The following is a 26800-nucleotide window of genomic DNA, read 5'->3' as shown; positions in this document are numbered from 1 at the left end:
AACAGATCTCTTGTAGACAATGCTTGAATTGTTCTTACTTCCTTTTTTTTTTTTAATGGTACGGCGGCCACCGAGATTTACACTGGCTTATTCGTCGGCAGCGTTAAATGTGTATAAGAAACAGCTGTTGTCACTGGTAACGTAGGTTTCAAGTTCGTATAAAGCATCATGAACCCGTTTATGTACACCGGTTTGCGGCAGCCAGTATGCGGCGCCCGCTACCACGATAAACAGCGAGAAAATCAGGACCTTGAATTTTCCAGTCAAGTGCTGCCCATATGCCTTGTAAAGCACCAGCAGAACAAATGGAATGCCTATCCAGCCTCCTCGGCTTCCCGATAGTAGCGACCCAAGAACCCCGCACCCCGCTCCTAGCAGCAAAACGCAGAGCCAGGTTCTTTGATATTTTTGGGTTAACGCCCATCCAAGGCCAGCCAAGCACAGAACGCCTAATAGCATACTCAAATTGCCAAACTGGATAACGTGGGTATACCCATGAGCCCGCCAGGCACCTTCTACCGCTTTTTGCCATGTGGCCAAGCTACCTGCTGAAAGCGCGCCAACTGCAATACCGCTCCATAGAAACGCCAGCCTGGGCGGGTAAGCAAGAACCCAGCATAAAGCGGGTATCGCAAGCACATAGCGCAGGGGCTTATCAAAACCACGGCTGCCCTGGCCGTCCCACACAGCTTCAGCCATTCCTACCAAGGCGTAGCTCAGCAGCGCCGCTATTAGCCACCAGTCTTGCTGTGTAAGTTTTGGGCCTTGCCGACGAATCAATAGGCCAGCGCCTGCGATAACCAACAAGATAGCCCCCAGGGAATAACCGCTAGGTACCGAGAGAGAAATAGCCGTCAGTAGAAAAGCAGCCATACCCGAGAACAATCGGGGAAATACGCGGTCATCGCCGCTCAAAGGTGGGTATCGAAACGTCATTGATGCTCAATCCTGATGACTATAGAGCACTGAGCAGGCTTGGGTTTACTTGCTCAGCATATAGGCATCATTTTATCACATTGCGCCTCGCGCCCAGGTCCTGGCTGAAAAATGCCCCGTTTGTTTGGCAAAACTGCGTAAAAATCAGCTCAGCATACCCATTTACTCCATATGAGCCTTGTTTCTTCAAAGATTTTTACCTTGGCCTCACTCGCCAACTTCCCGGCCAGAACCAAGCAGCAAGCTTGGTTCTGGCTGTTGACAAGCTTCAGGGTTCAATAGGCATTTTTATTTATAAAACCTTTAAAAACAGTCATTAAGATAATTTTAAGGTCAAGCCAAAGTGACCAGTTATCGATGTACCAAAGGTCATGCTCGACGCGACGCTGCATTTTGTACAGTGTATCCGTTTCACCGCGCAGACCATTTACCTGAGCCCAGCCCGTGATACCGGGTTTTACCTTATGACGGCGCATATAGGATTCAACCAGCTCTTTGTACTGCTCATTGTGAGCCAGCGCGTGTGGACGAGGCCCAACAATTGACATACGGCCTTGCAGAACATTATAGAACTGCGGCAATTCATCCAATGACGTGCGTCTCAAGAAAGCACCAAAAGGCGTTATACGGCTATCATTTTTTGTTGCCTGGGTTACCTTCCCCTGCGTCTCTTTGTGCACATGCATGGAGCGAAACTTATAAACTTTGAAACGCCGGCCATTCGATCCCTCACGGTACTGCTTGAAAAGAACGGGACCTGGAGAGGTTACCTTTATTGCTATAGCAATACATAAACACACTGGTAAAATCAGCAGTGAGATCAAGGAACCAATAATGATATCTTCTGACCGTTTTATAAACCGCGACATACCATTCATGGGCGAGACACTTAAATCGATGGCGAAATGACCGGCTACTTCACTCATTCGATGATTAAGCAGTTGCATATCCTGAAAAGCAGGTATGAAGCGAACTTCCGCCGTATGGTTACGTAAGGCAAAGAACAGAGTGCGGACGGTTTCTCCCATCTCCAGAGGGACACATATCCATATCTCACGGGCATTCGACTTACTGATACGCTGGACGATCCTTTTGATGGAATGCTCGGTCAAAGGGCCTCGAAGCCGCTCGACTCCTGCGATGGTATGCCCCTCCCAAGATGCATTACGTATGCCTTGTGCAACATCAAGCACTACATTGTCAGGCCCTACGAGAAATACAGGGCGGCGCGCACCTCCCCGTAGCCGAATATGCTGCAATCCAAACTGCACAAGCAGACGCCCACCGCCGGCTAATAAAAACGAAATGGCAAGTGTCATGCCGACCCAGAGACGAGAATAGCGTTCAGCCGCATGTGCAAAATATATAAGTGATGCGGCTGTAATCGCGACGGTTGCCCATACGAGCATTAACTTACCGAGCATCTGGTAAATAGGCGTAATTCTCCAGCGCTGATAACTCCCCGACATGCTATTAATAACCAAAACCAACAAGGCAATACATATCAGCGCTAGAACATAGCGCTCATGTAAATATATCGATTCAAAGCGTACCAGGTAAGCTAATGTACCACCCACGAAGATAGAAAACACATCGAAGAATGGAAACACAACCTGGGGCGGGTAACGCTCTGAAAAAGTCATCGTCCTTGGCTTACCCATATTCATTCATCTCTTGCTCGTTGGTCATCAACTTTATGCACTACCTTGTTGCTTGCTTAGGATCTTGTTAACCCCAGCGGTAAAAACATTATCATAGCTGAACTTTTGACGGACCTGGCTGGCTTGCAAAGATAGCTTCTGCTTTTCTGCCTCAGGTAAATGATAGAAAGCCTCAAGAGCTTTGGACAAACCTTGCACGCCACCACCATAAAAAAAGCCATTCTCACCTTCAATCAGGTATTCTGCAGCTGCTTCTAAACGGTCATTAGCAATGACAGGAACGCTACAGGCCAGCGCCTCCAGAGCCACTAGCCCAAAGCTTTCCGTTTCAGAAATTGATGGGAAAACAAAAACAGAAAAGCTTCCCATGATATCGGGTAGTTTTTCACGCGCTATTGCGCCTAAAAAGGTAACTCGGTCGTTTAAACCAAGATCTTTTACAAGTGCTTCCAGATACTGTCGTTGAGAACCATCACCTGCAATAGTAAGCCTGGCATCAGAAATATTTATACTGGCAAACGCCTCAATTAACTCATGGCAGTTTTTCATAGGTTCTAAACGAGAAACAAAACCTATATTGAACACCGTTTTTTCTAATGCAGCAGCTTTCTCTCCACTTCCAAAAAAACCTTCCCCTACACAGTCAGGATAAACTTTAATCACCTGTTCAATTGGCAATTTCAGCTCACTACTTACTTTGTTACGATAATACTCAGAAGGAACTGCATAAAGATCGACATCACTCTTCACAAAATTAAAAAAACCAGTGAAAATACGAGATTTTGTTAACCTTTTTAAATCAGACCCATGAAAACGCATGATGATATAATGTTTTTTCCTGACCAGCTTGGCCAGACAAAGCACAGGTAAAAAGTAGACAGGATAGTGTATTTCAATTAATGTGCCTGCCGGATTTTTAAATAGAGACAAAGAGCACCTGACAAGCAGTTGCGCATAGAGAGCAACCTTATTCAAGGCGCTTTTTGGCTTCTCTTTAATAGCCACTAATGTTACGTTTTCGCTACCTAAGGTTTTTCTCCATGCTTGCTCTGTAGAACGTACAAAGGTGCCATAGAAAGGAGCACTTTGTGTAGGATACATGTTAGTCCAAATCAATAAGCGCTTCACTTGGAACCCCTTTTAAGCCCTAGATAGTCGGCGATCTGACAGCCTAGCATACCATTTTCACTTTGCGCTGGCTCTAACGGCTCATCTTTAGCTCTTACAAGCTCATCCAAGGCGGCATGAAAAGCTTCTTTTTGTGTACAGAAAGCCAGTGAAGGGTATCGATTTTCAAATGCTTTCGTCGTATCCAGCTGATGGTCGTTGCGATGCTCAGATAATGAATATTCACGCGCCAGGAAAACACCTCGTTTCCCATAATCCAGGCACGATAAAATACTGCCCATGCCTGTATGGGATACGATTCCTTCTGCTTGGCGAAACCAGTGATAGTATTCGTCACTCGACAAGTTTTGATAAATCTCCATACTAGAGCTGGAAAAACGACTCCCCTGCCCTACCTGAGCAACTACTTTACCTTTATACTCCGCCTCACTTTGCCAATCCGCAAAGTATTCCAGAAGGCGGTCGAAGGGGAGCTGCGTACCAACAGTAATGAAAATCATAAAACCTTCCCCCAGTAGGTGACTCTTTTATCGTTCTCAGCAAGATGCTCCCACTGGGTCAAGCATACACTACAGAAAAACTTAGCAATCCTGCCTGAAAAAGAAAGTTTTTGATAGTTAGCCATACTGTCAACCCATATAACCTTTTTGCCAAACAGCTTAGCTATAAAACACATTATCAAGCCGGGCAATGCCCCCGTGGAGATGACAACATCTGGCTTTACCTTTTTGAATATTTTATAAGCGTTATAAAAAGAGACTGCCTTTTCTTTCAAACCGCTCTCACGATGAACATTAGGTAAATAAATTGCTGGAGCACCATTTATTGTTATATCTTTCTCAGTAACAGCAAATTCATACGTAACATTTTCACTAATGAAGTTCTGCATTTGCTCGAACAGCCTTTTGAGCTGTATAAAATGGCCGCCAAACGAAGCTACTAACAATATCTTCACGGATTCCTCCTTTGAGAGTCGACGCTCTCTCTCTTGTTAAGATATATGTAATACATGAGAAATGCCGTTGCGCTGGAGGCTATGCCTGAGTTTACCACATGACCTGCTGTCAAGCTGACTCCTATCAGTGTAAGGAGTAACAATACAAAACAAGCTCCATTTTTCAAGTTTTTCGACATTAATCCGACAGACCAGAATAACCCCATTATCCATGGAAGATAAAATATTATTGGACCTACCAGGCCAAAGGTTATAAATACATCAATCACGTCGATTTCTACAATTGAGCCTCTTATACGCCGGAGCTCATCGACTCCAATGCCCAAAACGGCGTCAGCAACGTTAAAATGGCTAATCACCTGGTAAAATGCATCTTGTACAAAAGCCACTCGCCCACTTAACAATGCTCCCCAAAAACCATCATGAAGCTTGTATAAATACTGGATTCGATCCAAAAGCCCCGTTGACTGTATAAACTGATAGCCTAGCACTAATGCCGCAAGCCCCACTAGTAGACCTGTGCCATAAATAACAGGTAGCCGTTTGACCTTAAAAAAGCCATTAAAAACAAGGCTAAAGAAAAATATGAGAAGAACACCTAACATTGCTGCTTTCGTAGCTTTCATTAAAAAAAACAAGAAAAACGCCAAGAACACAGCTATTAAAATCCAGACGTTTTTCTTTATCGATGTATGGAAAAGCACGACGCTGGCAGATGCCAGCATCAAGTAGCTCATTTCATTGCCAGCAATAATAAACCCCTTGCCACCTATCCCCCCTGCGTACTGTGACTCTCCAACGCCTGCCACACCCAGCGCCACATTAACAGCCATAACAAAAAAATAGAACAGCATCAAATTTACTATTTTTTTCCTGGTCCAGAAAACATTTTCGCCTTTTTCACTTATCAGGTATAGAAGTAGTGCCATTGTAAGCAGCCCCCTCACTGCCCAGGCTACGCTTTCTGATATCTCTTCATAAACAGCAATCTGATAGATTAGACAAAAAGATATAGTTGCTACTAACAAAAGGAATTGGAAAAAACGATATGGGTAATAAAGCAGCATCAATATTACAATAAAAATAAAGCCGACCGCTTTATAGGGGGCAGAAATACTGACAAATGAAGCATCTTGATAATAGAAATATCCATTCAAAGTATCGACAGCAGGCCACAAAAGCAAAAAACCCAGTAAGATAAGGTTAAAGCACTTTTTAAGTTTCACATCCATTTGCAACTCCAACCTTTCCAGGCATTATTAGCCAAGGCGATACTCAGCTATAACTTTTTTTACAAACAAGCTGAAGATCGCTGCAAGAGGTGCTAATAGAAAGGCTAGAAAAAAACCTATGGCTAACAAGAGCTGTTTGCTCAAGCCTACTGGCTCCAGGCTTCTTACGGCTACTTGAGTAGAATTACCTTCATTTATACTTGCGATGCGCCGTTCTAACTGAGTTACTGCTTCGATATAAGTTGCTTCTAATTCACTTGCACGCTCGGTATTGGCATCACGTGCAGCTTCGAGAGCTTGTGAGTAGGCTTCAAACTGGTATTGCAAACTATTTGTTAGAGATTCAACAATAGCCTGCTGATCCTGTTGGATAAGATCAATTAAATTCTCTTGAAATCTTTCAATCATCTCCTGATTTTTCTCACTGGATTTGCTGGTGATACTCAATAAAAGCGTATTCCTGGGATTTGTTACCATCGTTTCAAATGGCAATTGCTCGATGGACTCTTTAGAAAGTAAACTTCTGCGCGTTTGCTCCAAAAAGACATTACTTATTTTAGCAATAACTTCGTCAGGAGTTTCCAGTCCACGCTTTATCCCTTCAGCAGTCTCGTAAGACGCAACGCTGTACACAGTAGTAAAATTGTATTTTGCAGGCTTTAAATAAACGACTCCTGCTGTTAGCATTATTATAGCTAACATAAAAACCAACATTAAACGCCATTGCCTTAACACCATTACAACAAAACCCACTAGTGTAAGATCTTCCATATTAGTTACTTCTGCGCTATTTGATCTCATTACGCTCTCCTGTTGATCATTTTTTAACCACCACTAAAACTATAAAACGAGCTTCTTAAGCTACGAACCAGCATATTTTAACTATTACAACCATACCGGTTATGAGTTTGATTAGAGAGTTATATGATGCTTATAACTCATGAGCAAATAGAATAAAAGCGACAGATACTTAGAGCCACTTTTCTACATGGGCGTTTAAATTTCTTGTTTACAGCACATAAATTATGCTCATTGTATGCACCTTGATAAGCGTCCATTATATTCGTAGCTGATATTTTATCAATCGTGGTGCTTGGCCTGTACGTTTATATTTATACTGTTAAAAAGCTTGACTACTGCCTAATAGCATGTACCAAAGCGCTTATATATAAAATTTGACTAATACTAGCTATTGTAAAAAGTTCTCAATATCAAAGGCAGCTACCTCATCGAAATTTTAATACGCTTTTTGTGGCCATGATAAAAAGCCTTTGCGGGGTGGCAAAGGCTTTCAAGAGCAGTCAGCTGAACAATTCTCTCACGGCGTGATACTTAAAATAAATAACGCGCTCCTACCAGCCAATAGACGTTGTCGCCCAGCTCACCTAGCTGCGTTCTACGGTCAATACGCGGGGCATCACCATCAGCTAGCTCCAGCAGCACATCAAACGACGAACTCACCTTGTAGTAGGCGCCGGCGGCCCAGGCGTTGCTGTTGTCGCGGTTTTCGCGCTCGACGTTGTAGTAATCGGCAGTGAACGCCCAGGGGCCCGTGGCGATCGAGCCGCCCAGGCCTACCGTGTCAAAGCCGCCACCGTATTCGCTGCTTTCATCCTGAGTTTCATAGCCCAGGCGTGCGGTGAACAGGTCTGAGAACTTGTAGGCACCAATCAAGCCATAAAGCATTTCACCGTTACCGCCACCGCGCACTACATCTTCCACCGCGCCAAAACCCACGGTCACTGGGCCTTGCTGGTAGCGCACCCCACCCTGTGCGGCCACCACGCTGCCTTCACGGCTCTGCTCGTCAGCTGTCAAACCGCGCTCGCTATAGTGCTTGAGCTGCACGAAGCTGGTGAAACCGTTGAGCTCTGGCGTGTAGTAAGCGAGCGAATCGCCCCGCGACTGAATGCCAGATGATTTGAACAGCAGGCCGCGGTCCTGGTAGACATCGAAGGGGAGCGATACGAACTGGGCGTAGACACTATCGAAACTGCCGGCCAGCACCGTGCCATACTGCTGGCTCTGCAGACCGATATAGCTCTTGCGAAGCTCATTGAAACCCTGCTGGATGTTCTGCTCATCACCCGAGAAGCGCCACTCCAGATGCCCTAACGCTTTTAAATCTGGTGTGACCTGATGGTTCATGCGAAAACCAAGACGCGAGTAGACATCCACGAACTCGGCGCTCTTGCTTACCTTGTTGCCCTGGCTGTCAAAATCCGCCCCACCGCCTGCAATACCCATGGAGATACGCCCATAGATGTCCATGGTGGTACCGTCCTGGTCGTAAATGGTGGCTGCCTGGGCGGAAGACATCCATAGTGTGGCAGCAATAGCCGTAGCCAACAACTTCTTTTGCATTATTGATGATCCCTTGATGCTTTTTTAACGAGAAAAAGTGCAGCGGCATGGATGAGACAAACCCTGCAATAAATATAATATTATAACATATCTTAATTGTGTTAAAACAAAACAATTCTCATTTAAAAGAAGCTAATAAGCAAGTTGCGGATATAAAAAACCGGCCTCAAAAGAGGCCGGTTCTATTGGGTCTGCTAGGCAGGTTACCTTTAAAGCGTGGCAGTAACGCCAGGCTTAGAAGTGGTAACGAGCGCCTGTCAGCCAGTATACGTCGTCAGTCAGGTCGCCCAGACGCGTGTCGCTGTCGATGCGGCTAACGGCATCGGCGTCAGCAACTTCCAGGAATACGTCAAACGCGCTGGAAACTTTGTAGTAGCTGCCCAGAGCCCAAGCACGGCTGGTTTCTGCATCGTCACGCTCGATGTTGTAGAAATCGCCGGTGAATGCCCAAGGACCAGTGGTGTAGGTAGCACCCAGACCAACTTTGTCATAACCGTTTTCGTCGTTAGCGCCACGCAGTGTGTAGTCGCTGTCGTTGCCACGGAACTCATAGCCCAGACGAGCAGAGAACTGGTCGGTGAACTCGTACTGACCGATCAGGCCGTACAGCATTTCGCCGTTACCGCCGCCACGCTGTACGTCTTCAACAAAACCCAGACCTACAGTAACCGGGCCCTGTGCGTAACGAACACCACCTTGCGGTGCAATGACAGAACCTTCGTCAGTAGTAGTTACGCCTGAGATTTCGCCGCGTTCGCTGTAGTGTTTCAGCTGCAGGAAGGCAGTGAAGCCTTCGAGGTCAGGCGTGTAGTAACCGATAGAGTCGCCGCGAGACTGCTTCGGGTGACCAGCGAACTCGAAGCCTTGGTCGATGTAGACATCGAACGGCAGAGAAACGAACTGGTTGTAGAAGCTGTCGAAGTTACCTGCCTGGAAAGTACCGTACTGGGCGCTTTGCAGACCGAGGTAGCTTTGACGAGTTTCACGGAAAGCTTCGCCGCTGCGACGCTCGTCCGCACGGAAACGCCACTCAAGACGACCGAAAGCAGTCAGGTCGCTGGTCACTTCCTGGCTCATGCGCATGCCAAGACGAGAGGAAACGTCTCTGAACTCGACGCCGTCGTCGATTTCTTCACCAGCATCGTTGTACTCGGGGCCGCCACCGGCGATACCCATGGCGATACGACCGTAGATGTCCAGCTTGGTGCCGTCCTGGTCATATACAGTAGCTGCTTGAGCGGCAGCAGAGGCGCCCAGGGCACCAATGATAGCAGTCGCTAAAAGTGTCTTTTTCATGATGTAGGTTCCTTTACTAGCTTACTGTTTCGATCGTAGCTGCCGGGCTTTTTTGAAGAGCCTTCAGCAGTTGGCTAGCGGGCCATGCTCGTTTTTTCCCATCCACTGGTTTTTCCCGGCGGTATGTGGCATGTCCTCAATCAAGCCTTGTTATAGTCCAATGCTCGCACGTCAAACTCTATACCGGGATTCCCGTTAACGCAATAGAAAAAAACAGTGTTTTTTTATGTTTTCAGCGTTTTTCGTGAACCCACGGCGGCAATTCATGTCTCAGTGCCCTTCGAACTTCTGCTGTAAGCCTTTTAGCTTATCTTCAAGGCTTAACGGCTTTTTCTGCTCGTTTTTTTCAGCCCTTTCCTTGTGAACCGCCTTGGCTTCAGGCTTCGGCTGCCGCTTAGCTTGATAACCATTTCCTTTTTCCGGCGCTTTCTGGGTAACTTCACGCTCTGGCTTTCCAGGGACGTCGCCCTGCTTTTCCTTGCGTTTTTGTGCTGCGTGCAGGGCCGCCTCTTTATCCACTTTTCCGGCGGGCTGGCCGTCTAGATCGATGCGGTCGACCCCTTCACGTACCGATTTGAGGTAGCGCGGCAGGTTTACATAGTTGGCCAGCGTACGGCGGATCAATTTGCCCGACCATGGCTCACGGGCGGCTAAATCTTGATGGATACCGACTTTAAGCGGCTTGGTATGCCCCTTGAAGAAAGCGTCAGGATAGCGTTGATACCACTCCTTCAAAAGGTGGTGCGGCGAAGGCGCCTGCTCGGCTGGGGCTTCTGGCGCGGAAGCTGGTACAGCGTCGGTCGCTTGCGGCTCGCCCGCTTTTTGCATGGGCTCGTGCTCGGGCTCTTTCACACCGGAGAGCTGGGTTTCGAGCGTCTCGGTTGGCGGCACTTGTGCGTCAGGGGCGCCTGGTGCCGTGGCAGGCGGTTGATCGGGCGTTTCTTTCAGCGTTGCAGCCTGCGCTACCAGCTGCTGCTTCAACTGCGCGTTTTCCATACGCAGGGTATGCAGTTCCGCTTGAGCCTGCTCGAGGCGCGACTCCAGGCTATCCAATAGATGCAATACACTAGCGGTCATACCCTCTCCTTTTCAGTCGGCGGTGCGCTCATAAATCACGAAGTCATACGCTGGCTGGCCCTCAGCGGGCGTTCCAGCCACGCGCTGCACTTCCCGCCACTCACCCGAGGCAATTTCGGGAAAGGACGTATCGCCTTCCACTTCAACATCTACCTCGGTGATATAAAGCCGCTGTGCATAAGGTAGCGCCTGGCGGTAGATCTCTCCGCCCCCCATCACCATGATTTCTTCGGCGGCATCTATCGTCGCTTGCTGATCGGCCAGGGCCAGGGCATCAGCCAGCTCATGGCACACCCGCACGCCATCATGCGCGAACGTCTTGTCGCGGGTTATTACTATGTTTAGCCGGTTAGGCAACGGCTTGCCAATCGAGGTGTAGGTTTTACGCCCCATCACCAGTGGCTTTGCCTGGGTCATGCGCTTGAAGAACTTGAGATCCTCGGGCAGATGCCAGGGCAGATTGCCCTCCACCCCGATGATACGGTTTTTCGACATGGCTACGATCATGGCCACGGGTACCAGGGGTTCGATCTCGCTGTTATAGGAACTCATACCGCTACCTTGGCCTTGATATGGGGATGGGCATCGTACGCCTCGATCTGGATGTCATCGAAGGTGAAATCGAACAGGTCTTTCACCTGAGGGTTGAGCGTAAGCGTAGGTGGCGCCTTGGGCGCGCGGCTGAGCTGCTCGCGGGCCTGTTCGAAGTGGTTGCTGTACAGATGCGCATCGCCCAGAGTGTGAATGAACTCGCCCGGCTCAAGCCCGCTCACCTGGGCCACCATGCTCAGCAGCAAGGCGTAGCTTGCAATGTTGAACGGCACGCCCAGAAAGATATCCGCGCTGCGCTGGTAAAGCTGACAGGAAAGGCGCCCGTTGGCGACATAGAACTGGAACAGGCAGTGGCACGGCGGCAGCTGCATCTCATCCACTTGCGCCGGGTTCCAGGCCGAGACGATCAGCCGGCGCGACTGGGGTGTAGTGCGGATCTGCTCGAGTACCTTGGCAATCTGATCGACGCTGCCGCCCTTGGGGTCGGGCCAGCTGCGCCACTGGTAGCCGTATACCGGGCCCAGGTTGCCGTTTTCATCGGCCCACTCGTCCCAGATGCGTACTCCGTTTTCCTTGAGGTAGGCGATGTTGGTATCGCCTTTGAGAAACCACAGCAGCTCGTGAATGATGGAGCGCAGGTGCAGCTTCTTGGTGGTGAGCAGCGGAAAGCCGCGTGAGAGATCGAACCGCATCTGATGGCCAAACACGGAGCGCGTGCCCACGCCGGTACGATCATCTCGGTCAACGCCCTGCTCTAACACGGTACGCATGAGATCCAGATACGGCTGTTCAAGCGCAGGCTGGGCGCGGTCGTTCGTCGTCATGTCTGACGTAGACGTTGTAACGGTCACTGGGCTTCCAAAATTACAGGCTATGTGGAGTCGTATTCTAGGCCGCAAGCCTTCAGGAATCTAGCGCAAGGGGGATTATAGAAGCGGCATTATGGCGCGGTGCATCCACACCGGGCCGCCGTTGCAGGCGTGCTCTATCAAGCTCCGATGACAGCCCCATAGCGCGTGGTAACGAATCTTGCGAGGCACAAGCAATTGAGGCACCCGCGGATGGGCGGCGGTTAGCCGCCCCGGCCTTGGCGCCCAGGGCATGCTTTTGCGCCATATCGGCAGCGCTTGCCGCGCTGCTCCCGCGGGTGCGCCTGGCGGCTTACCACGCGCTACGGTGTGTCGCTGGCGTTGAGCAATGCGCAATTCGTGCGCGTGGTAAGGAATCTTGCGAGCGGTTAGGCCTTGGCGTCGATTGGTTGGGTGCGTGACCAGGCCATGAGCAGCAGGCCGAGGGCGATCATGGGGATGGTGAGGAGCATGCCCATGGTGACCCAGCCGAAGGCGATGAAGCCGATATGCGCATCTGGCATGCGTACGAATTCGACCATGAAGCGGAAGATGCCATAGAAGAGCAGGAACAGGCCGGAAACGAAGCCGCGGGCGCGAGGCTTGGCGGACACCCACCAGAGAATGATGAACAGCACCACGCCTTCGAGCATCGCTTCATAAAGCGCCGATGGATGGCGAGGCTCAGGCCCCATGCCGGGGAACGGCATGCCCCAGGGGAGCGAGGTAACGCGGCCAGGCAACTCATGGTTGATGAAATTGCCGACCCGGCCGGCACCCAGGCCGATGGGCACCAGTGGGGCAATGAAATCGGTCAGGGTGAAAAACGCCAGCTGCTTGCGGCGAGCAAACCACCAGGCAGCCAGCAGCACGCCCAGCAGGCCGCCGTGGAAGCTCATGCCGCCATCCCATACCTTGAAGATCCAGAGCGGGTCGGCGGACCACTGACCCAGGCCGTAGAACAGGGCATAGCCGAGGCGCCCGCCCGCCACCACGCCTATTGCGCAGTAGAACAGCAGGTCACTGATATCGTCTTTGGTGAGCCCTACCTGATGCGCACGCCGACACCCCAGCCACCAGGCAGCGACGAACCCCACCACGTACATGAGGCCATACCAATGCACTTGCAGCGGCCCAAGCGAAAACACCACAGGGTCAATTACCGGGTAATCAATCATGGAAATACTCTAATTGCTGAAGAAAAGGACACGCCACTGCGGGTCAGGCCAGAACGAAACGCAACCCTACCACCGCCAACAGAAACGCAAAGCATAGCCTGAGGACGCGAGCAGGCAAAACATGCGCCAGGCGAACGCCCACACGGGCGAAGGGAACGCTGGTGAGTACGATGGCGAAAAATGCAGGCCACATGACGAACCCCGTGGCCCAGGCTGGCAGAAGCGGGTTGCCCCACCCCATGATGATAAAGGTGATGGCGCCCACGGCGGCAATGGGCAGCCCGCAGGCAGCGGAAGTACCCACGGCCTGGGTCATGCTGGCACCGCAACGCGAAAGCCAGGGCACGGTCATGGCGCCGCCACCGATGCCGAACAGCGCGGAAATGGCGCCCACCACGCCGCCAGCCACCAGCATGGCTAACTTGCCCGGCACCCTGGCGCCGGGTTTGGGCGACAGACCAAGTACCATCTTGGTCGCCAGCAACAATACGAAGATGCCAAACAACGTGCCCAGCACGGTGCCGGAAAGGTTGCCGGCAATGAACACGCCCCCGATTGCTCCGAGCATCAGCCCGGGCAACAAGGCCATGAACCAGGGCCGGTGAATGCTGCCTTTGCGAAAATGCCCCCAGGCAGAGGATGCGCCGGTGATCACGATAGTGGCAAGCGAGGTGCCAACGGCAAGGTGCATGGTGATGTCAGAAGGAATGCCTTGTAGCCCAAAGGCAAATACCAATACCGGCACGATGATGATGCCGCCGCCTACGCCAAACAGCCCGGCCATGGTGCCAGCGGCAGCGCCCAATCCCAGATAGCCCAGCAGTGTTACCAGTACGCTCATTATGTCGATGCCTTTCCTGCCTTGTTGGGCAGCCACTTGCTGATCATGCCCAGCAGCTTTTCGGGCTGATACGGTTTGGTGAGTAAATCGTCCATGCCGGCTTCGTTGCACTCGGCCATACCGGCGTTATCGGCATTGGCCGTCAGGGCAACGAGGATGCTGCGGTGCTTGCCACTGGCCTGCTCGAAAGCGCGCCAGCGGCGCGTGGTTTCCAGGCCATCCAGGGTAGGCATGAAGATATCCATGAAGACCAGGTCGAACTGAGTAGACTGCTGACGCTCCAGCGCCTGCTCGCCACTGCTGACGCCTTCGACGTTCAACCCCTGAGCTTCCAGCATCTGGCGTGCCAGCATCAGGTTGACGGGGCCGTCATCCACCACAAGAACACGCAGGGCCTGATTGGCGGTCGGCACCCCGGGTAACACCTCGTCATCGTTGACGCTCTGATAGACCAGGTTGGCGAGCAGCGCGCGCGCATCGGCCAGACGTTCGCGAATATCCAGAATCTGCTGGCGGCAGGACTGGCACTCATCACTTTCCAGTATACGGCCCAGGTGCTGGTTCAAGTCATCCGTTTCTCGCTGCAAGAGCGACAGATAGCCGGTTTTCAGACGCGACTCTTCCCGCGCTCGATCACGCCCGGCAATCAGGTGTTTCAGTTGCTGCTGCTGATGGTGAATGTCGTCCAGCAGTGCTTGCTCGTCCTTGGAAGGCTGGGCGGCGTGCTTGAGCCGCTGTACACCGCCGATGTAGTGTACGAGTCCGGCCAGCATTTCATTGACGCGCGTCAGCCGCTTGAGCGGACGCACGGGCGTCTGGCTGATGGCGGGTGTCGAGAAGGTCTTGTCCGGGAGCATCTGTACGGCTGCAAACCGCAGGGATTCACTGTGCCGTTCAAGCTCGGCAAGCTCCTGCATGAAGTGAGCGTCCTTTTGCCGGGCACGCATCTTGACCAGCATCAGAAAGGCGCATACGTTCATGGTGCTACCCAGCAGCAGCGCCAGCGCCAGCCACAGCGTGGTGCTCCAGGACACTTCGCTTGGCGACATCCACCATACCGCCAGCCCCACCAGGAGGCACAACACGATCAGCGTTGCCTGGATGAGAAACATTGGCCAGAGAATGGGCCAGATAATGGCATTCCAGAAGTGCTCTTCGTGGTCGCGTTGCATGGGCACGCCTTCCGAATTGGCTGAATCAACTCCACCGGCACGGTGATGTACGTTAAATTATCGGGACAAGTGTACGACTATGCCCCTGTAGCTGTCATGCTGCGCCAAGGGTTTATAACAATAGCCGACTGGTTGAAAAGCCTCGAGGAGTTGCAATGTGTCTACTGGCCTTTGCCTGGCAGCCGGATACGGCCATGCCCCTGCGCCTGGCGGGAAACCGCGATGAGCGCCACGACCGGCCAACCCAGGCGCTTCACTACTGGAAGGATAACCCCTCGGTACTGGGCGGTCGCGACCTGGAAGCGGGCGGTTCGTGGCTTGCCGCGGCACGCGGCGGGCGCGTCGCGGCGCTGACCAATGTGCGCGACCCGACCATTCTTACCCCGGCCAACGCGCCCAGCCGTGGTGAGCTGGTGGCCAAGGCACTTGACTGCGATGATATCGATGATTGGCTGGGCGAGCTTGCCGAGCACAGGGCGCAGCGCTATGCCGGCTTCAACCTGCTGGTCGCCACGCCCCGGCGTATCTGGCATCTGCACCGTGGCAATGAGCATGTCGCCCTGACCAATCCATCCCCCGGCGTGCATGGGCTTTCCAACGCCAACCTGAATACTCCCTGGCCGAAACTCAAGGCCGTTCGTGAAGCGTTAGCTACCAGCACGCTGAACAGCTGGCGCCAGGCCACCGGGCAAGTGCTCAATGACCATTATCAGGCGCCGGATTCGCAGCTACCCGATACGGGCGTGGGGTTGATTCTGGAGCGTCAGCTGTCGGCGGCCTTCATCCTGGGAGAAACCTACGGCACGCGCGCCACCACCTGGCTGACGCTCGACCGTCAAGGACAGGCAACCATTACCGAGAAACGCTTCGGGCCTTGGGGTCGTTTCGAAGGTGAGACGACCCTCGACATCTAGTCTCTTGGCGGCAGCAGGTGCGAAAGCTGCCACTCGTCCATGCGCTTGTTCAGGTGCTCGTGTACCTGGGCAGGCGTATCCAGGCGCATGATCTCGGCCAGCAGCGTCTGGGCATCGTGCAGCGTTACCCGGCGAATGGCAGCGCGCACCTTGGGCAGGCTGGGGGCGTTCATGGAGAGAGCAGTAAAGCCCATCGCCATCAGCAGCAACGCGCCGGCAGGGTCGCCGGCAAGCTCCCCGCACAGCGAAATCGGCTTGTTCAGGCGCCGGGCATCCTGGGAGAGCTCCTGCAGCGCGCCCAGCAGGGCCGGGTGCAGCGCATCGTACAAACTCGACACCCGGGGATTGTTGCGGTCCACCGCCAGCAGGTACTGGGTCAGGTCGTTGCTGCCTACCGAGAAGAAGTCGACGCGTTTTGCCAGGGCATCCATCTGGTAGATGGTAGCCGGCACTTCGATCATCACGCCGACCTTGGGGCGCTTGATGGCACTGCCCTCCTCACCCAGCTCGACGATCGCGCGATCCAGCAGCTTTAGCGCCTCGTCCACCTCCTCGACATTGGTAATCATCGGAAACAGGACGTAGAGATTATCCAGCCCGAGGGAGGCCTTGAGCATGGCGCGCAGTTGCACCATCAGTACTTCCGGGTGATCAAGCGTGACCCGCATGCCTCGCCAGCCCAGAAACGGGTTGGCCTCTTCGATGGGGAAGTACGGCAGATCCTTGTCGCCGCCGATATCCAGCGTACGCATGACCACCGGCAGCGGGGCGAAGCCTTCGAGCTGCTCACGGTACATGCGCATCTGCTCTTTCTCGCCGGGGAAGCGCTCGGTAATCATGAACGGCACTTCGGTGCGGTAAAGCCCGACCCCGGCAATGCGGCTTTTCAGAAGCGCCGAAGCATCCACCGCCAGCCCCGTATTGACCATCAAGGGCATCTCATGGCCATCCTGGGTGGCACTGGGCAGATCCTGCTCGTGCTCAAGCAGCTCCCCCAGGGCCTTCTCTTCGGCAATCAGGCTTTCATAGCGCGAGGTAAGCTCCGGCGCCGGGCGCACGAACAGCCGCCCACGGTGGCCATCCAGCACCACGGGGGCACCGTTCAGCCGTGGCAGCGGCAGATCCACCATGCCCAACACCGTGGGTATGCCCATGGCACGAGCCACGATGGCCACATGGGAAGTGCTCGAACCGCGCACCGAGACGAGCCCCTTGAGCTTGTCCCGCGGTACTTCGCCCAGCATGGCCACGCTGATTTCGTCGCCCACGAGAACCGCGTTGTCGGGGTAGGTTTCCGGCGTTGAAGGTGCTCCCTCCTGGAGGTGACCCAGCACCCGGCGGCCCAGGTCGCGGATATCCGCGGCGCGCTCGCGCAGGTAGTCGTCATCCACCCGCTCGAGATACTGGACGTGGCGCCGGACCACATCGGCAAGCGCTCCAGGCGCCCACTGCCCTTCGCGGATACGTTTTTCGACTTCTTCGGACAGCGCCGCTTCTCCCAGCATCTGCTGGTAAACGTCAAACAGTGCCAGTTCCTGGGAGGAGATACGGTTGGCCAGGCGCTCGGCGGCGGCGCGAATCTCCTCGCGCGTCTTGGCGATGGCCTCTTTCAGCCGGGCGATCTCGTACTCCTGGTCGCTCGGGATCAGATCCGGCACGCTGTTGAGATCAGCGGGCGGAACAATCACCACCGCTTCCCCCATGGCGACACCCGGCGAGGCGGCCACGCCCTTGAACATGGCCTGGCCGCCGGGCAAGGCCGGACGGGCCAGATTGCCGGTGGCCAGGGCATGAGCCAGCACGCCCGCCAGCTGGGCGGCCATGGTGACCAGAAAGGCTTCGTCCTCGTCGTCGTAGCTGCGTTTTTCTGCCTGCTGCACGACCAGCACGCCCAGCATGTGGCGCTGGTGAATGATCGGCACGCCGAGAAAGCTCGAGTAGCGCTCTTCACCGGTGGATTCAAAGTAGCGAAAGTGCGGATGCGAGCGGGCATCTTCGAGGTTCAGCGGTTCGCTGCGCTTGGCCACCATACCGACCAGGCCTTCCCCGAGCGGCAGCACTACCCGCCCTACCGCCTGGGTGCGCAGGCCGATGGTTTCCATCAGTACCAGCGATTCGAGCTCCTTGTCATAGAGATAAAAGGAGCAGACATCGGTTTGCATCGCCTTGCGGATGCGACGCACCATCGTCGAAAGCGCCGCATCCAGGTTACGGGCGCCATTGACCTCCTGAATAACACGACGCAGCACCTCAAGCATGGACGTTCTACTTTTCACTGTTGTTTGCCTCGCTGAGGATCTTTTCGACAGACTTTCACCGCTCATCCAGAGCCGTGGAGCACGCGTTATCCTTCGTCATTTTGTGCCAGGCGCTGAACGCGGGGAGAAAGCTCTCTCAACGCGCGCCGATACACCTCTCGCTTGAACGGTACTACCTGCCCTAATGGGTACCAGTAGCTGACCCAGCGCCAGCCATCGAACTCCGGCTTGGGCGTTGCCGTCATGCAGATCTGATTCTCCTGGCAACGGATTTTCAGCAGGTACCATTTCTGTTTCTGGCCGATACAGACCGGCCGTGAATGTGTGCGAATCATGCGTCGTGGCAGACGGTAGCGCAGCCAACCCCGGGTGCAGGCGACAATATCAACATCGTCGGCGGTCAGGCCGATCTCCTCAAAAAGCTCACGAAAAAGGGCTTGTTGTGGTGTCTCGCTTGCTTTGATGCCTCCCTGGGGGAATTGCCACGCATTTTGCCCTACACGACGCGCCCATAGCAGCTGTCCCTGGCTGTTGGTAATGATAATGCCAACATTGGGACGAAAGCCGTCAGCGTCGATCACGGACGTCACCTTAATAAATTTTCAGTTGTCCCCATTTTTCCACAAGGGCGACAAGCGTATCAATACAATATAACGCCAACTCGCCAACGCCTGGCGACATTGGTAGGAAAGGCCGAACGACTCTGCGATAATCCGGCGCTTTGTCTTGCCGTTTGTCGCAAGCGGTTCCTGCCTATAAAACGACTTTTGATAACCGACCATAAGGGGAGCACCGTGAGTCTGGCTATTTTCGATCTGGATAATACGCTGATATCCATCGACAGCGATCATGCGTGGGGGGAATTCCTGCTCGAACAGGGCGCCGTGGACCCGGTGGCCTACCGTGAAGCCAACGAACGCTTTCTGGCCGACTACAATGCCGGCACGCTGGATATGGCCGCGTTTCTGGAAATGGCGCTGAAACCCCTGGCAGACAATACCCCGGAGCAACTTGCGGCCTGGCACCAGCAGTTCATGGCAAGCAAGATCGAGCCACACATTCTGCCCAAGGCCGAGGAGCTGCTGGCCCGCCACCGTACCCGGGGCGATACGCTGTTGATCATTACCGCAACCAACCGCTTCATTACCGCACCGATTGCAGAGCGCCTGGGCGTGGATTACCTGATCGCCGTCAATCCGGAGGTCGAGCAGGGCCGCTACACCGGACGCGTTTCCGGCATTCCAAGCTACCGTGAAGGCAAGGTGACCCGCCTGCACGCCTGGCTGGAGGACAAGGACTTTACGCTGGACGGTGCCTGGTTTTACAGCGACTCCCATAACGACCTGCCGCTGCTTGAAGAAGTGGACCATCCGGTGGCCGTCGACCCTGACGACCGGCTGCGCAGCATTGCCGAAGCACGGCAGTGGCGTATCATGAGCCTGCGGGACTGAACGGCCCCATAGCGCACTTGACTTCCAACCGTTGATTACGCGGACTGACCGGACATGGCGTTCGATCCACCCACCCTACTGACACTGACCATTGCCATCGCCGCTGCTGCGGCGATGTATCTGCTGATCGAGTGGCGCAGCGCCCGCGACAGTGCCCTGCCCTGCTGGGCGGCAGGCTTTGCCACGATCACCATTGGCAGCAGCCTCTCCTTGCTGCGTGCCTACGGCTACTTTACGGTAGGCATCTGGTTGGCCAATGGGCTACTGATCTTCGCTCACTGGATGTTTCTCTTGGGCGTCATCCGCTTTGTGGGTGGGCAGGCGTCGCGCTCATGGGCGCTGCTGCCCTTGGTGTGGAGCCTGCTGCTCCTGCTGCCGGAAGGTCCGGAAAGCTCGCGGCTCTACCTGATCGTCAACTCGCTGCTGGTAGGGGCGGTATCGCTGAGGGCCAGTGCGCTGTTGAGGCTCGAACCCGATCTGGCAACGGTTGGCACCCGGCAATTGCACTATGTGCTGATGGTTCATGGTGCGTTCTACATGGCCAAGGCAGCCATTACCCTGTTGCCCGGTACGCTGATCGATCTTTCCGTTTTTCGGGGGGTCATTATCCGTGTTTCGCTGGTCGAAGGAGTCATGGCCATACTGCTGATCGCCCTTTCCATGACCGGCACGGTACGTTATCGGCGTGAAAGCCTGATCAAGCGTCTGGCCGAGAGTGACCCGCTGACATCGCTCTATAATCGCCGCGGCTTCGAAGTCCGTGCCCGGCGTAGCCTGACAAACGCGTCGGCGGATAATCCGGGGGCGCTTTTGCTGGTCGATATCGATCACTTCAAGCTGGCCAATGATCTTCACGGCCATGCGGCAGGCGATTTCCTGCTGGTCACGCTCAGCGACCTCGCTCGCCAGATACTGCCAGAAGGCGCGCTCAAGACGCGCCTGGGTGGCGATGAATTCGCTTTTCTCCTCAACGATACATCGGCCCAGCAGATCCAGCGCGTTGGCGACGAATTACGCGAGCGCTTCAGCGAGGTGGCCGCCAAGGCCTTCATCACCCCTCACCCGGTCACCCTGAGCCTCGGCGCCACCCTGTTCAGCCACCCTCCCAAGGACCTCACCGCCCTGCTGGAGCAAAGCGACCGCGCCCTCTACGAAGCCAAGCGCAATGGCCGTGACCGGCTTGAGGTGCTGGCGAACGATTGAGTGCTTGTCACCTTATTGCCTACCCCCGGCAGCGCTCGCCGCGCTGCTCCCGCGGGTGCGCCTGGCGGCTTACCACGCGCTACGGTTCTGCAACACATCAAGATTCGGCGACAACCCCGTAGCGCGCGGTAACGTTTTGCGAGGCACGAGCAAATAAGGCACCCGCGAAAGGCGCCTGCCAAGGCGCCCCGACCGTGGCGTCCAAGGCATGCTTTTGCACCCTATCGGCAGCGCTCGCCGCGCTGCTCCCGCGGGTGCGCCTGACGGCTTACCACGCGCTACGGTTCTGCAACACATCAAGATATAAAAAAACCCCGCCAACGTGGTTGGCGGGGTTTGCGTTACTGGCAAGAGTGGGCGCGTTAGCCGAGCAGGTGCTCGACGGCGGCGCGCTCTTCGCGCAGCTCTTTTTCGGTGGCTTTCATCTTTTCCTGGCTGAATTCGTCAAGTTCGAAGCCTTGGACGATTTCGTACTTGCCACCCTCACAGCGTACCGGGTAGGAGTAGATGATGCCTTCTTCGATGCCGTAGCTGCCGTCGGACGGGATCGCCATGCTGACAATGCCCTTGGAGCCCAGCGCCCAGTCGCGCATGTGGTCGATGGCAGAAGACGCCGCAGACGCCGCAGACGAAGCACCGCGTGCCTTGATGATGGCAGCACCGCGCTGCTGAACGGTAGGAATGAAGTCGTTTTCGTACCAGTCACGCTCGACCAGATCAGAAGCGGCCTTGCCGTCTACCTTGCACTGGGCGATATCCGGGTACTGGGTCGCGCTGTGGTTGCCCCAGATGATCATGTTTTCGACGTCGGTCACGTGCTTGCCGGTCTTCTGGGCCAGCTGGGTCAGGGCACGGTTGTGGTCCAGACGCGTCATGGCGGTGAACTGGCCCTTGTCGAGATCCGGCGCGTTGGCGGATGCGATCAGCGCGTTGGTGTTGGCCGGGTTGCCCACGACCAGCACTTTCACGTCACGGCTGGCGTGATCGTTGAGCGCCTTGCCCTGTACCGAGAAGATGGCAGCGTTGGCTTCCAGCAGATCCTTGCGCTCCATACCCGGCCCACGCGGACGTGCACCCACCAGCAGGGCGAAGTCGGCATCCTTGAAGGCGACGTTTGGATCGTCGGTGGCCACGATGTCCTGCACCAGCGGGAAGGCGCAGTCGTTGACTTCCATCACCACGCCGTTCAGCGCGTCCATTGCCTGAGGAATTTCGAGCAATTGAAGAATTACGGGCTGATCCGCTCCCAGCATGTCGCCGGCGGCGATGCGGAAAATTAGAGAGTAGCTGATCTGGCCGGCACCGCCGGTAATCGCAATACGTACTGGATCTTTCATCATTGCTCCTTGGTTGGTTCGCCTAGGGTGGGTCGACAGAACTCAAGATGCCAAGATGGTATGCGCAGTGATACAAAAACTCAATCATACATGCGGCCACTAGCCATTCGTCTGCCCGCGTGGTACTCGCTGTCGACAGCGAGTTACGCTATGGTGTGCGCAGTCATGCCCTCTCCTGTGTTGATACGGATATAGACACCCCATGCGACGAATCCCCTTTTCTTATGCGCTGGCTAGCGTCCTGGTGCTGGCGCTGGTGATATGGCTGGTGCTGGGTGATTTTCAGCGCTTTCAAACCACCGCGCCGGATGCGCCTTCCACGACAGAAGAGAATGCCCTGCGCGTCGAGGTGCGCGAGCAGCAGAGTACGCCCTTCATTCCCCAGCAGATTATCCAGGGTCAGTTGAAAGCCGAGCGTGAAACCACGCTGCGCGCCAACCAGGCAGGCTTTGTCGCGCAAAAGCCGATCCTGCAGGGCCAGCGGGTGGCCGAGGGGGAAACACTGCTGGTACTGGATAACGATGCCCTGCCCGAGCGCCTCCAGCAGGCCCGGGATGAACTGGCCGTCGCTCAGGCAGAGTATGCCGGCGCCCAGCGCTTGCGCCAGCGCGAATTGATTTCCCAGCCGGACCTTTTGCGTCTGCAAAGCGCCTTGAGTGCCAGCGCCGCCGCGGTAGCGCAGCTTGAAAAGCAGCTCAGCGACAGCCGCCCGACCGCTCCCTTTGAAGGCGTGCTCGACCGCGTTCAGGTAGAGCTTGGTGATTTGCTCCAACCCGGTGAAGAGTGGGGGCGGCTGATCGATGACCGCCGCCTGACCGGCGCGGCCTGGGTTTCCCAACAGCAGGTGGGCGAGCTGAGCGTTGGCCTGCCGGTGACGGCGCGCCTGCTGAACGGCCAGCACCTTGAAGGCACGCTGACCCATGTCAGCCACCGCGCCGAGGAAGCGACGCGCACCTTCTATATCGAAGCCACGCTGGACAACCCCCAGCGCCTGCATCTGGCCGGCGGCAGCGCGGAGCTGACCATTACCCTGCCCCCGCGCCAGGTGCATACCCTCTCTCCGGCGCTGCTGAGCCTCGATGAACAGGGTCAACTGGCGGTCAGGCATGTGGATGAGGAGAACCGTGTACAGCTGACCCAGGTACAGCTGGTAAGCGCCGATATCGAGCGTGCCTACGTGACCGGTCTGCCGGATTCACTGCGCTTGATCACCCTGGGCGCGGGGCTGGTCGCCACCGGCGAGCAGGTAACGCCGGTGATGGCCGATCAAGCCGTGACCGACGAGGCATCCACCGCTGGTCAGGAAAGCCCCCATGCGCTCACTGATTGATGCGGCCCTGACCCACACCCGCACCACCCTGCTTCTGCTGGCGGGATTGTTGCTGGCGGGCCTGGCCGCCTGGCAGGCCATCCCCAAGGAAGCCAACCCCGACGTTACCATTCCGATGATCTATGTCTCGCTGAGCCTTGAGGGGGTAAGCCCCGAGGATGGCGAGCGATTGCTGATCCGCCCCATGGAGCAGGAGCTGCGCGGCATCGAAGGGTTGCGCAAGTTTACCGCGCAGGCCAGCGAGGGGCATGCCTCCATCACCCTGGAATTCGACGCCGGCTTTGATCCGGACACTGCGCTTTCCGATGTGCGCGAGCAGGTCGACATAGCGCGCAGCAGCCTGCCGACGGAGGCCGAGGAGCCCCGGGTGATGGAGGTCAATGTTTCCGAGTTTCCGGTGCTGACCATCGGGCTTTCCGGCCGCCTGGATACCCGGGAGCGGCTCACCATTGCCCGGCGTCTGAAAGAAGAGATCGAAGGCATTGCCGATGTGCTGGAAGTGGATATTGCCGGCGACCAGGAAGACCTCTTGGAAATCGTGGTCGACCCCCTGGTGCTGGAGAGCTACGGCATCGATTTCGACGCCCTGTTCAACCAGGTATCGCGCAATAACCGCCTGGTGGCCGCCGGCAGCCTGGATACCGGCGCCGGTCGCCTGTCGCTGAAAGTACCAGGCATCATCGAGTCGATCGAGGATGTGATGAACATGCCTGTAAAGATCGATGGCGACCAGGTGGTCACCTTTGGCGATGTGGCCTGGATTCACCCCACCTTCAAGGAACCACAGGGGTTTGCGCGCATCGATGGCCAGCCGGCGGTAGTGCTCGAGATTTCCAAGCGTGCAGGTGCCAACATCATCGCCACCATCGAGGCGGTGCATGACCGCGTTGCCCAGGCAGGTGATCTGCTGCCCGAAGCGCTTCGCCTGACCACGATTCTGGATGAGTCGATCACCGTACAGAACATGCTTTCCGAACTGTTGAACAACGTACTGACCGCGGTGGTACTGGTGCTCATCGTGGTAGTGGCGGTGATGGGCTGGCGCATGGCGCTGCTGGTGGGCTTGACCATTCCCGGCGCGTTCCTGACCGGTATTCTGCTGGTGTGGGTATTCGGGTTCACGCTCAATATCGTGGTGCTGTTTGCCCTGATTCTGGTGGCGGGCATGCTGGTGGATGGCGCCATCGTGGTCAGCGAGCTTGCCGACCGCTACCTGCACGAGGGCCAATCGCCGCACCAGGCGTGGCTGAACGCGGCATCGCGCATGAGCTGGCCGGTGATCGCCTCCACGGCGACCACGCTTGCGGTCTTCATTCCGCTGCTGTTCTGGCCGGGCGTGGTGGGCCAGTTCATGAAATACCTGCCGGCCACGGTGATTCTCTGCCTGCTCGCCTCGCTTGCCATGGCACTGGTATTTCTGCCGACGCTTGGGCGACTGTTTACCCGCACGGCAACACAGAGCGAAGGGGCTACGCTGCCGGATGAATCCACCGCCCTGGGGCGCGGTTATCGGCGCCTACTGGGCAAGCTGTTGCGGCATCCGGCCTGGGTGCTGCTGGTGGCGGTATTGACCATTGTGCTGCTGTATACCGGCTATGCGCGCTTCAATCATGGGGTCGACTTCTTCCCCAACGTCGAGCCGGACAGCGCCCAGGTACTGGTACGCGCCCGCGGTGATTTCTCGGCCACGGAGACCGACGCCATCCTGCAGCGGGTAGAGGCCCGGCTTGGCCGCATGAGCGAAGTCGAGGCGCTCTACGCCCGCTCGTTTGCAGTGCCGGACCAGCAGATGGGCAACGATGTGATCGGCATGCTGCAATTCCAGTTCGTGGACTGGTATGAGCGCCGCCCGGCGCGCGCCATTCTGAACGACATGGCCGAGCGCACCCGGGATCTACCCGGCATCGTGCTGGAGTTTCAGGAGCAGGAGATGGGCCCGGGGGGTGGCAAGCCCATCGTGCTGGAAGTCAGCGCCCTGGACCCGGCGGTGGCCGATGCCGGGGTCGACCAGCTGCATGGCCTGATGCGCGAGCTAGGGGGCTTTGTGGATATTCAGGATAACCGCAGCCTGCCCGGCGTCGAGTGGCAGATCCGCGTGGACCGTGAAGCCGCCGCCCGCATGGGCACGGATGTCACCACCATCGGCAGCGCGGTGCAGCTATTGACCACGGGCCTTGAAGTGGCCACCTATCGCCCGCCCACGGTCAGTGACGAGGTGGACATTCGTGTCCGCCTGCCGGAGCACTGGCGCACGCTCGACCAGCTCGAGCGCTTGACGATCAACACCGAGCGCGGCCAGGTGCCGATTTCTCACTTCGTCACCATGCAGCCGGCCCCCAAGGTAGGCACGCTGAACCGTATCGATGGGCGACGGGCCATTACCATCGAGGCCGACCTGGCGCCCGGTTATCTCGCCGATGAACGCCTGCGCGCGCTGCTGGCAGCGGGCAGTGACCGCCTGCCGGATGGCTTGATGGTCAACGTCGCCGGTGAGCAGGAAGACCAGCAGGAGTCGATGCAGTTTCTGGTCAGCGCTTTCCTGGTGGCCGTTGGCCTGATGTCGCTGATTCTGGTGACCCAGTTCAACAGCTACTATCAGGCAGGGCTCGTGCTCTCGGCTATCGTGTTCTCGACCGCAGGCGTGTTGATGGGGCTTCTGATCACTGGCCAGGCGTTTGGCATCGTCATGGTGGGCATGGGCGTCATCGCGCTTGCCGGTATCGTGGTGAACAACAATATCGTGCTGATCGACACCTACAACGAGCTGCGCAACGAGGGCATGACGCCCGCCACCGCCGCCCTGGAAGCCGGTTGCCTACGCCTGCGCCCGGTGCTGCTGACCGCGATCACCACCGTGCTCGGGCTGATGCCCATGGTGCTGGGGGTGAACGTCAATCTGTTCGCCCCGGCGCTCGGTTTCAATGCGCCCTCCGCGCAGTGGTGGACACAGATGTCCAGCGCCATTGCCGGCGGGCTCACCTTCGCCACCGCCCTCACCCTGCTGCTTACCCCCTGCATGCTGGTGATCGGCGGCAAGTTTCATCGCGTGAGGCATAACGCATCATGA

The 26800-nt window shown here is 55.8% G+C and carries 23 protein-coding genes; 5 read left to right on the top strand and 18 right to left on the bottom strand.

The genetic code is table 11. The features are described 5' to 3' along the window. Positions 1-87 precede the first annotated feature (87 nt). The 15 genes from HW452_RS02750 to HW452_RS02680 all read right to left on the bottom strand — a co-directional run bounded on the left by HW452_RS02750 (position 88) and on the right by HW452_RS02680 (position 15240). Complete coding sequence (locus HW452_RS02750; protein ID WP_224104561.1) at positions 88-936, bottom strand: O-antigen ligase family protein; 849 nt, start codon at positions 934-936, stop codon at positions 88-90. A gap of 275 nt (positions 937-1211) precedes the next feature. Further along, complete coding sequence (locus HW452_RS02745; RefSeq protein WP_224104577.1) at positions 1212-2597, bottom strand: undecaprenyl-phosphate glucose phosphotransferase; 1386 nt, start codon at positions 2595-2597, stop codon at positions 1212-1214. Between the two features lie 33 nt (positions 2598-2630). After that, positions 2631-3725 carry a glycosyltransferase family 4 protein gene (locus tag HW452_RS02740; protein ID WP_224104560.1) on the bottom strand — a complete coding sequence of 365 codons (1095 nt, stop codon included), beginning with the start codon at positions 3723-3725 and terminating at the stop codon, positions 2631-2633. After that, entirely contained in the window at positions 3722-4225 is a 504-nt protein-coding gene (locus HW452_RS02735; RefSeq protein ID WP_224104559.1) for a glycosyltransferase, read from the bottom strand. Before HW452_RS02735 ends, HW452_RS02740 begins: the two co-directional genes overlap by 4 nt. Next, positions 4222-4680, bottom strand: coding sequence for an oligosaccharide biosynthesis protein Alg14 (locus HW452_RS02730; protein ID WP_224104558.1), 459 nt, complete (start codon positions 4678-4680; stop codon positions 4222-4224). The genes HW452_RS02735 and HW452_RS02730 overlap by 4 nt, the downstream gene beginning before the upstream one ends. After that, positions 4677-5912 carry a hypothetical protein gene (locus HW452_RS02725; protein WP_224104557.1) on the bottom strand — a complete coding sequence of 412 codons (1236 nt, stop codon included), beginning with the start codon at positions 5910-5912 and terminating at the stop codon, positions 4677-4679. Before HW452_RS02725 ends, HW452_RS02730 begins: the two co-directional genes overlap by 4 nt. A gap of 27 nt (positions 5913-5939) precedes the next feature. Continuing rightward, positions 5940-6713 (bottom strand): lipopolysaccharide biosynthesis protein, encoded by a 774-nt coding sequence (locus HW452_RS02720; protein ID WP_224104556.1) that lies wholly within the window; start codon positions 6711-6713, stop codon positions 5940-5942. A 531-nt stretch (positions 6714-7244) separates the two neighbouring features. Next, positions 7245-8276: a porin gene (locus HW452_RS02715; RefSeq protein ID WP_224104555.1), complete on the bottom strand. Its 1032-nt coding sequence runs from the start codon at positions 8274-8276 to the stop codon at positions 7245-7247. Positions 8277-8510: 234 nt separating this feature from the next. After that, positions 8511-9572, bottom strand: a complete 1062-nt coding sequence (locus HW452_RS02710) for a porin (protein ID WP_224104554.1) — start codon at positions 9570-9572, stop codon at positions 8511-8513. Between the two features lie 270 nt (positions 9573-9842). After that, positions 9843-10568: a ProQ/FINO family protein gene (locus tag HW452_RS02705; RefSeq protein WP_224104553.1), complete on the bottom strand. Its 726-nt coding sequence runs from the start codon at positions 10566-10568 to the stop codon at positions 9843-9845. A 93-nt stretch (positions 10569-10661) separates the two neighbouring features. Further along, a complete protein-coding gene (locus HW452_RS02700) occupies positions 10662-11201 on the bottom strand; it encodes a dihydrofolate reductase (protein WP_224104552.1) in 540 nt (179 codons plus the stop codon). Further along, the gene (locus tag HW452_RS02695; RefSeq protein ID WP_224104551.1) at positions 11198-12025 is read right to left on the bottom strand and encodes a thymidylate synthase; all 828 of its coding nucleotides are present in this window, start codon (positions 12023-12025) and stop codon (positions 11198-11200) included. The genes HW452_RS02700 and HW452_RS02695 overlap by 4 nt, the downstream gene beginning before the upstream one ends. A gap of 413 nt (positions 12026-12438) precedes the next feature. After that, complete coding sequence (gene lgt / locus HW452_RS02690; RefSeq protein ID WP_224104550.1) at positions 12439-13227, bottom strand: prolipoprotein diacylglyceryl transferase; 789 nt, start codon at positions 13225-13227, stop codon at positions 12439-12441. A 43-nt stretch (positions 13228-13270) separates the two neighbouring features. Continuing rightward, positions 13271-14068: a sulfite exporter TauE/SafE family protein gene (locus tag HW452_RS02685; protein ID WP_224104549.1), complete on the bottom strand. Its 798-nt coding sequence runs from the start codon at positions 14066-14068 to the stop codon at positions 13271-13273. Next, positions 14068-15240 (bottom strand): response regulator, encoded by a 1173-nt coding sequence (locus tag HW452_RS02680; protein ID WP_224104548.1) that lies wholly within the window; start codon positions 15238-15240, stop codon positions 14068-14070. The genes HW452_RS02685 and HW452_RS02680 overlap by 1 nt, the downstream gene beginning before the upstream one ends. A 155-nt stretch (positions 15241-15395) precedes the next feature. Between HW452_RS02680 and HW452_RS02675 the strand changes: the two genes are divergently transcribed. Continuing rightward, entirely contained in the window at positions 15396-16154 is a 759-nt protein-coding gene (locus tag HW452_RS02675; RefSeq protein WP_224104547.1) for an NRDE family protein, read from the top strand. Here the strand turns inward: HW452_RS02675 and ptsP are convergent. Beyond that, positions 16151-18412, bottom strand: coding sequence for a phosphoenolpyruvate--protein phosphotransferase (gene ptsP / locus HW452_RS02670; RefSeq protein WP_224104576.1), 2262 nt, complete (start codon positions 18410-18412; stop codon positions 16151-16153). The genes HW452_RS02675 and ptsP overlap by 4 nt on opposite strands. A gap of 86 nt (positions 18413-18498) precedes the next feature. Beyond that, the gene (locus tag HW452_RS02665; RefSeq protein WP_018915529.1) at positions 18499-18993 is read right to left on the bottom strand and encodes an RNA pyrophosphohydrolase; all 495 of its coding nucleotides are present in this window, start codon (positions 18991-18993) and stop codon (positions 18499-18501) included. 213 nt (positions 18994-19206) lie between these two features. Here HW452_RS02665 and HW452_RS02660 point away from each other — a divergent pair, with 213 nt between their 5' ends. Beyond that, positions 19207-19863, top strand: a complete 657-nt coding sequence (locus tag HW452_RS02660) for an HAD family hydrolase (protein ID WP_224104546.1) — start codon at positions 19207-19209, stop codon at positions 19861-19863. A 54-nt stretch (positions 19864-19917) separates the two neighbouring features. Beyond that, entirely contained in the window at positions 19918-21066 is a 1149-nt protein-coding gene (locus tag HW452_RS02655) for a GGDEF domain-containing protein (RefSeq protein ID WP_224104545.1), read from the top strand. 362 nt (positions 21067-21428) lie between these two features. Here HW452_RS02655 and HW452_RS02650 read toward each other — a convergent pair whose 3' ends face one another. Then, positions 21429-22403 (bottom strand): malate dehydrogenase, encoded by a 975-nt coding sequence (locus HW452_RS02650; RefSeq protein WP_224104544.1) that lies wholly within the window; start codon positions 22401-22403, stop codon positions 21429-21431. A gap of 202 nt (positions 22404-22605) precedes the next feature. Between HW452_RS02650 and HW452_RS02645 the strand changes: the two genes are divergently transcribed. Together HW452_RS02645 and HW452_RS02640 are read left to right on the top strand one after the other, a co-directional pair. Beyond that, on the top strand, positions 22606-23733 hold the full coding sequence (locus HW452_RS02645; protein ID WP_224104543.1) for an efflux RND transporter periplasmic adaptor subunit: 1128 nt from the start codon (positions 22606-22608) through the stop codon (positions 23731-23733). Further along, the gene (locus tag HW452_RS02640) at positions 23717-26800 is read left to right on the top strand and encodes an efflux RND transporter permease subunit (protein WP_224104542.1); all 3084 of its coding nucleotides are present in this window, start codon (positions 23717-23719) and stop codon (positions 26798-26800) included. Before HW452_RS02645 ends, HW452_RS02640 begins: the two co-directional genes overlap by 17 nt.

Source organism: Vreelandella aquamarina (assembly GCF_020075495.1).
GTDB classification, from domain to species: Bacteria; Pseudomonadota; Gammaproteobacteria; order Pseudomonadales; family Halomonadaceae; genus Vreelandella; species Vreelandella aquamarina_A.
This window is presented reverse-complemented; position numbering and strand designations above follow the sequence as displayed.

Excerpts from the sequence above, each read along its gene's own strand:
- HW452_RS02725 (WP_224104557.1), bottom strand. The coding sequence starts at position 5,912 with ATGGATGTGAAACTTAAAAAGTGCTTTAACCTTATCTTACTGGGTTTT.
- HW452_RS02640 (WP_224104542.1), top strand. The coding sequence starts at position 23,717 with ATGCGCTCACTGATTGATGCGGCCCTGACCCACACCCGCACCACCCTG.
- HW452_RS02710 (WP_224104554.1), bottom strand. The coding sequence starts at position 9,572 with ATGAAAAAGACACTTTTAGCGACTGCTATCATTGGTGCCCTGGGCGCC.
- HW452_RS02695 (WP_224104551.1), bottom strand. The coding sequence starts at position 12,025 with ATGACGACGAACGACCGCGCCCAGCCTGCGCTTGAACAGCCGTATCTG.
- HW452_RS02705 (WP_224104553.1), bottom strand. The coding sequence starts at position 10,568 with ATGGAAAACGCGCAGTTGAAGCAGCAGCTGGTAGCGCAGGCTGCAACG.
- HW452_RS02745 (WP_224104577.1), bottom strand. The coding sequence starts at position 2,597 with ATGGGTAAGCCAAGGACGATGACTTTTTCAGAGCGTTACCCGCCCCAG.
- HW452_RS02655 (WP_224104545.1), top strand. The coding sequence starts at position 19,918 with ATGGCGTTCGATCCACCCACCCTACTGACACTGACCATTGCCATCGCC.
- HW452_RS02720 (WP_224104556.1), bottom strand. The coding sequence starts at position 6,713 with ATGAGATCAAATAGCGCAGAAGTAACTAATATGGAAGATCTTACACTA.
- HW452_RS02750 (WP_224104561.1), bottom strand. The coding sequence starts at position 936 with ATGACGTTTCGATACCCACCTTTGAGCGGCGATGACCGCGTATTTCCC.
- ptsP (WP_224104576.1), bottom strand. The coding sequence starts at position 18,412 with ATGCTTGAGGTGCTGCGTCGTGTTATTCAGGAGGTCAATGGCGCCCGT.
- HW452_RS02680 (WP_224104548.1), bottom strand. The coding sequence starts at position 15,240 with ATGCAACGCGACCACGAAGAGCACTTCTGGAATGCCATTATCTGGCCC.
- HW452_RS02650 (WP_224104544.1), bottom strand. The coding sequence starts at position 22,403 with ATGAAAGATCCAGTACGTATTGCGATTACCGGCGGTGCCGGCCAGATC.
- HW452_RS02700 (WP_224104552.1), bottom strand. The coding sequence starts at position 11,201 with ATGAGTTCCTATAACAGCGAGATCGAACCCCTGGTACCCGTGGCCATG.
- lgt (WP_224104550.1), bottom strand. The coding sequence starts at position 13,227 with ATGATTGATTACCCGGTAATTGACCCTGTGGTGTTTTCGCTTGGGCCG.
- HW452_RS02675 (WP_224104547.1), top strand. The coding sequence starts at position 15,396 with ATGTGTCTACTGGCCTTTGCCTGGCAGCCGGATACGGCCATGCCCCTG.
- HW452_RS02735 (WP_224104559.1), bottom strand. The coding sequence starts at position 4,225 with ATGATTTTCATTACTGTTGGTACGCAGCTCCCCTTCGACCGCCTTCTG.
- HW452_RS02645 (WP_224104543.1), top strand. The coding sequence starts at position 22,606 with ATGCGACGAATCCCCTTTTCTTATGCGCTGGCTAGCGTCCTGGTGCTG.
- HW452_RS02715 (WP_224104555.1), bottom strand. The coding sequence starts at position 8,276 with ATGCAAAAGAAGTTGTTGGCTACGGCTATTGCTGCCACACTATGGATG.
- HW452_RS02685 (WP_224104549.1), bottom strand. The coding sequence starts at position 14,068 with ATGAGCGTACTGGTAACACTGCTGGGCTATCTGGGATTGGGCGCTGCC.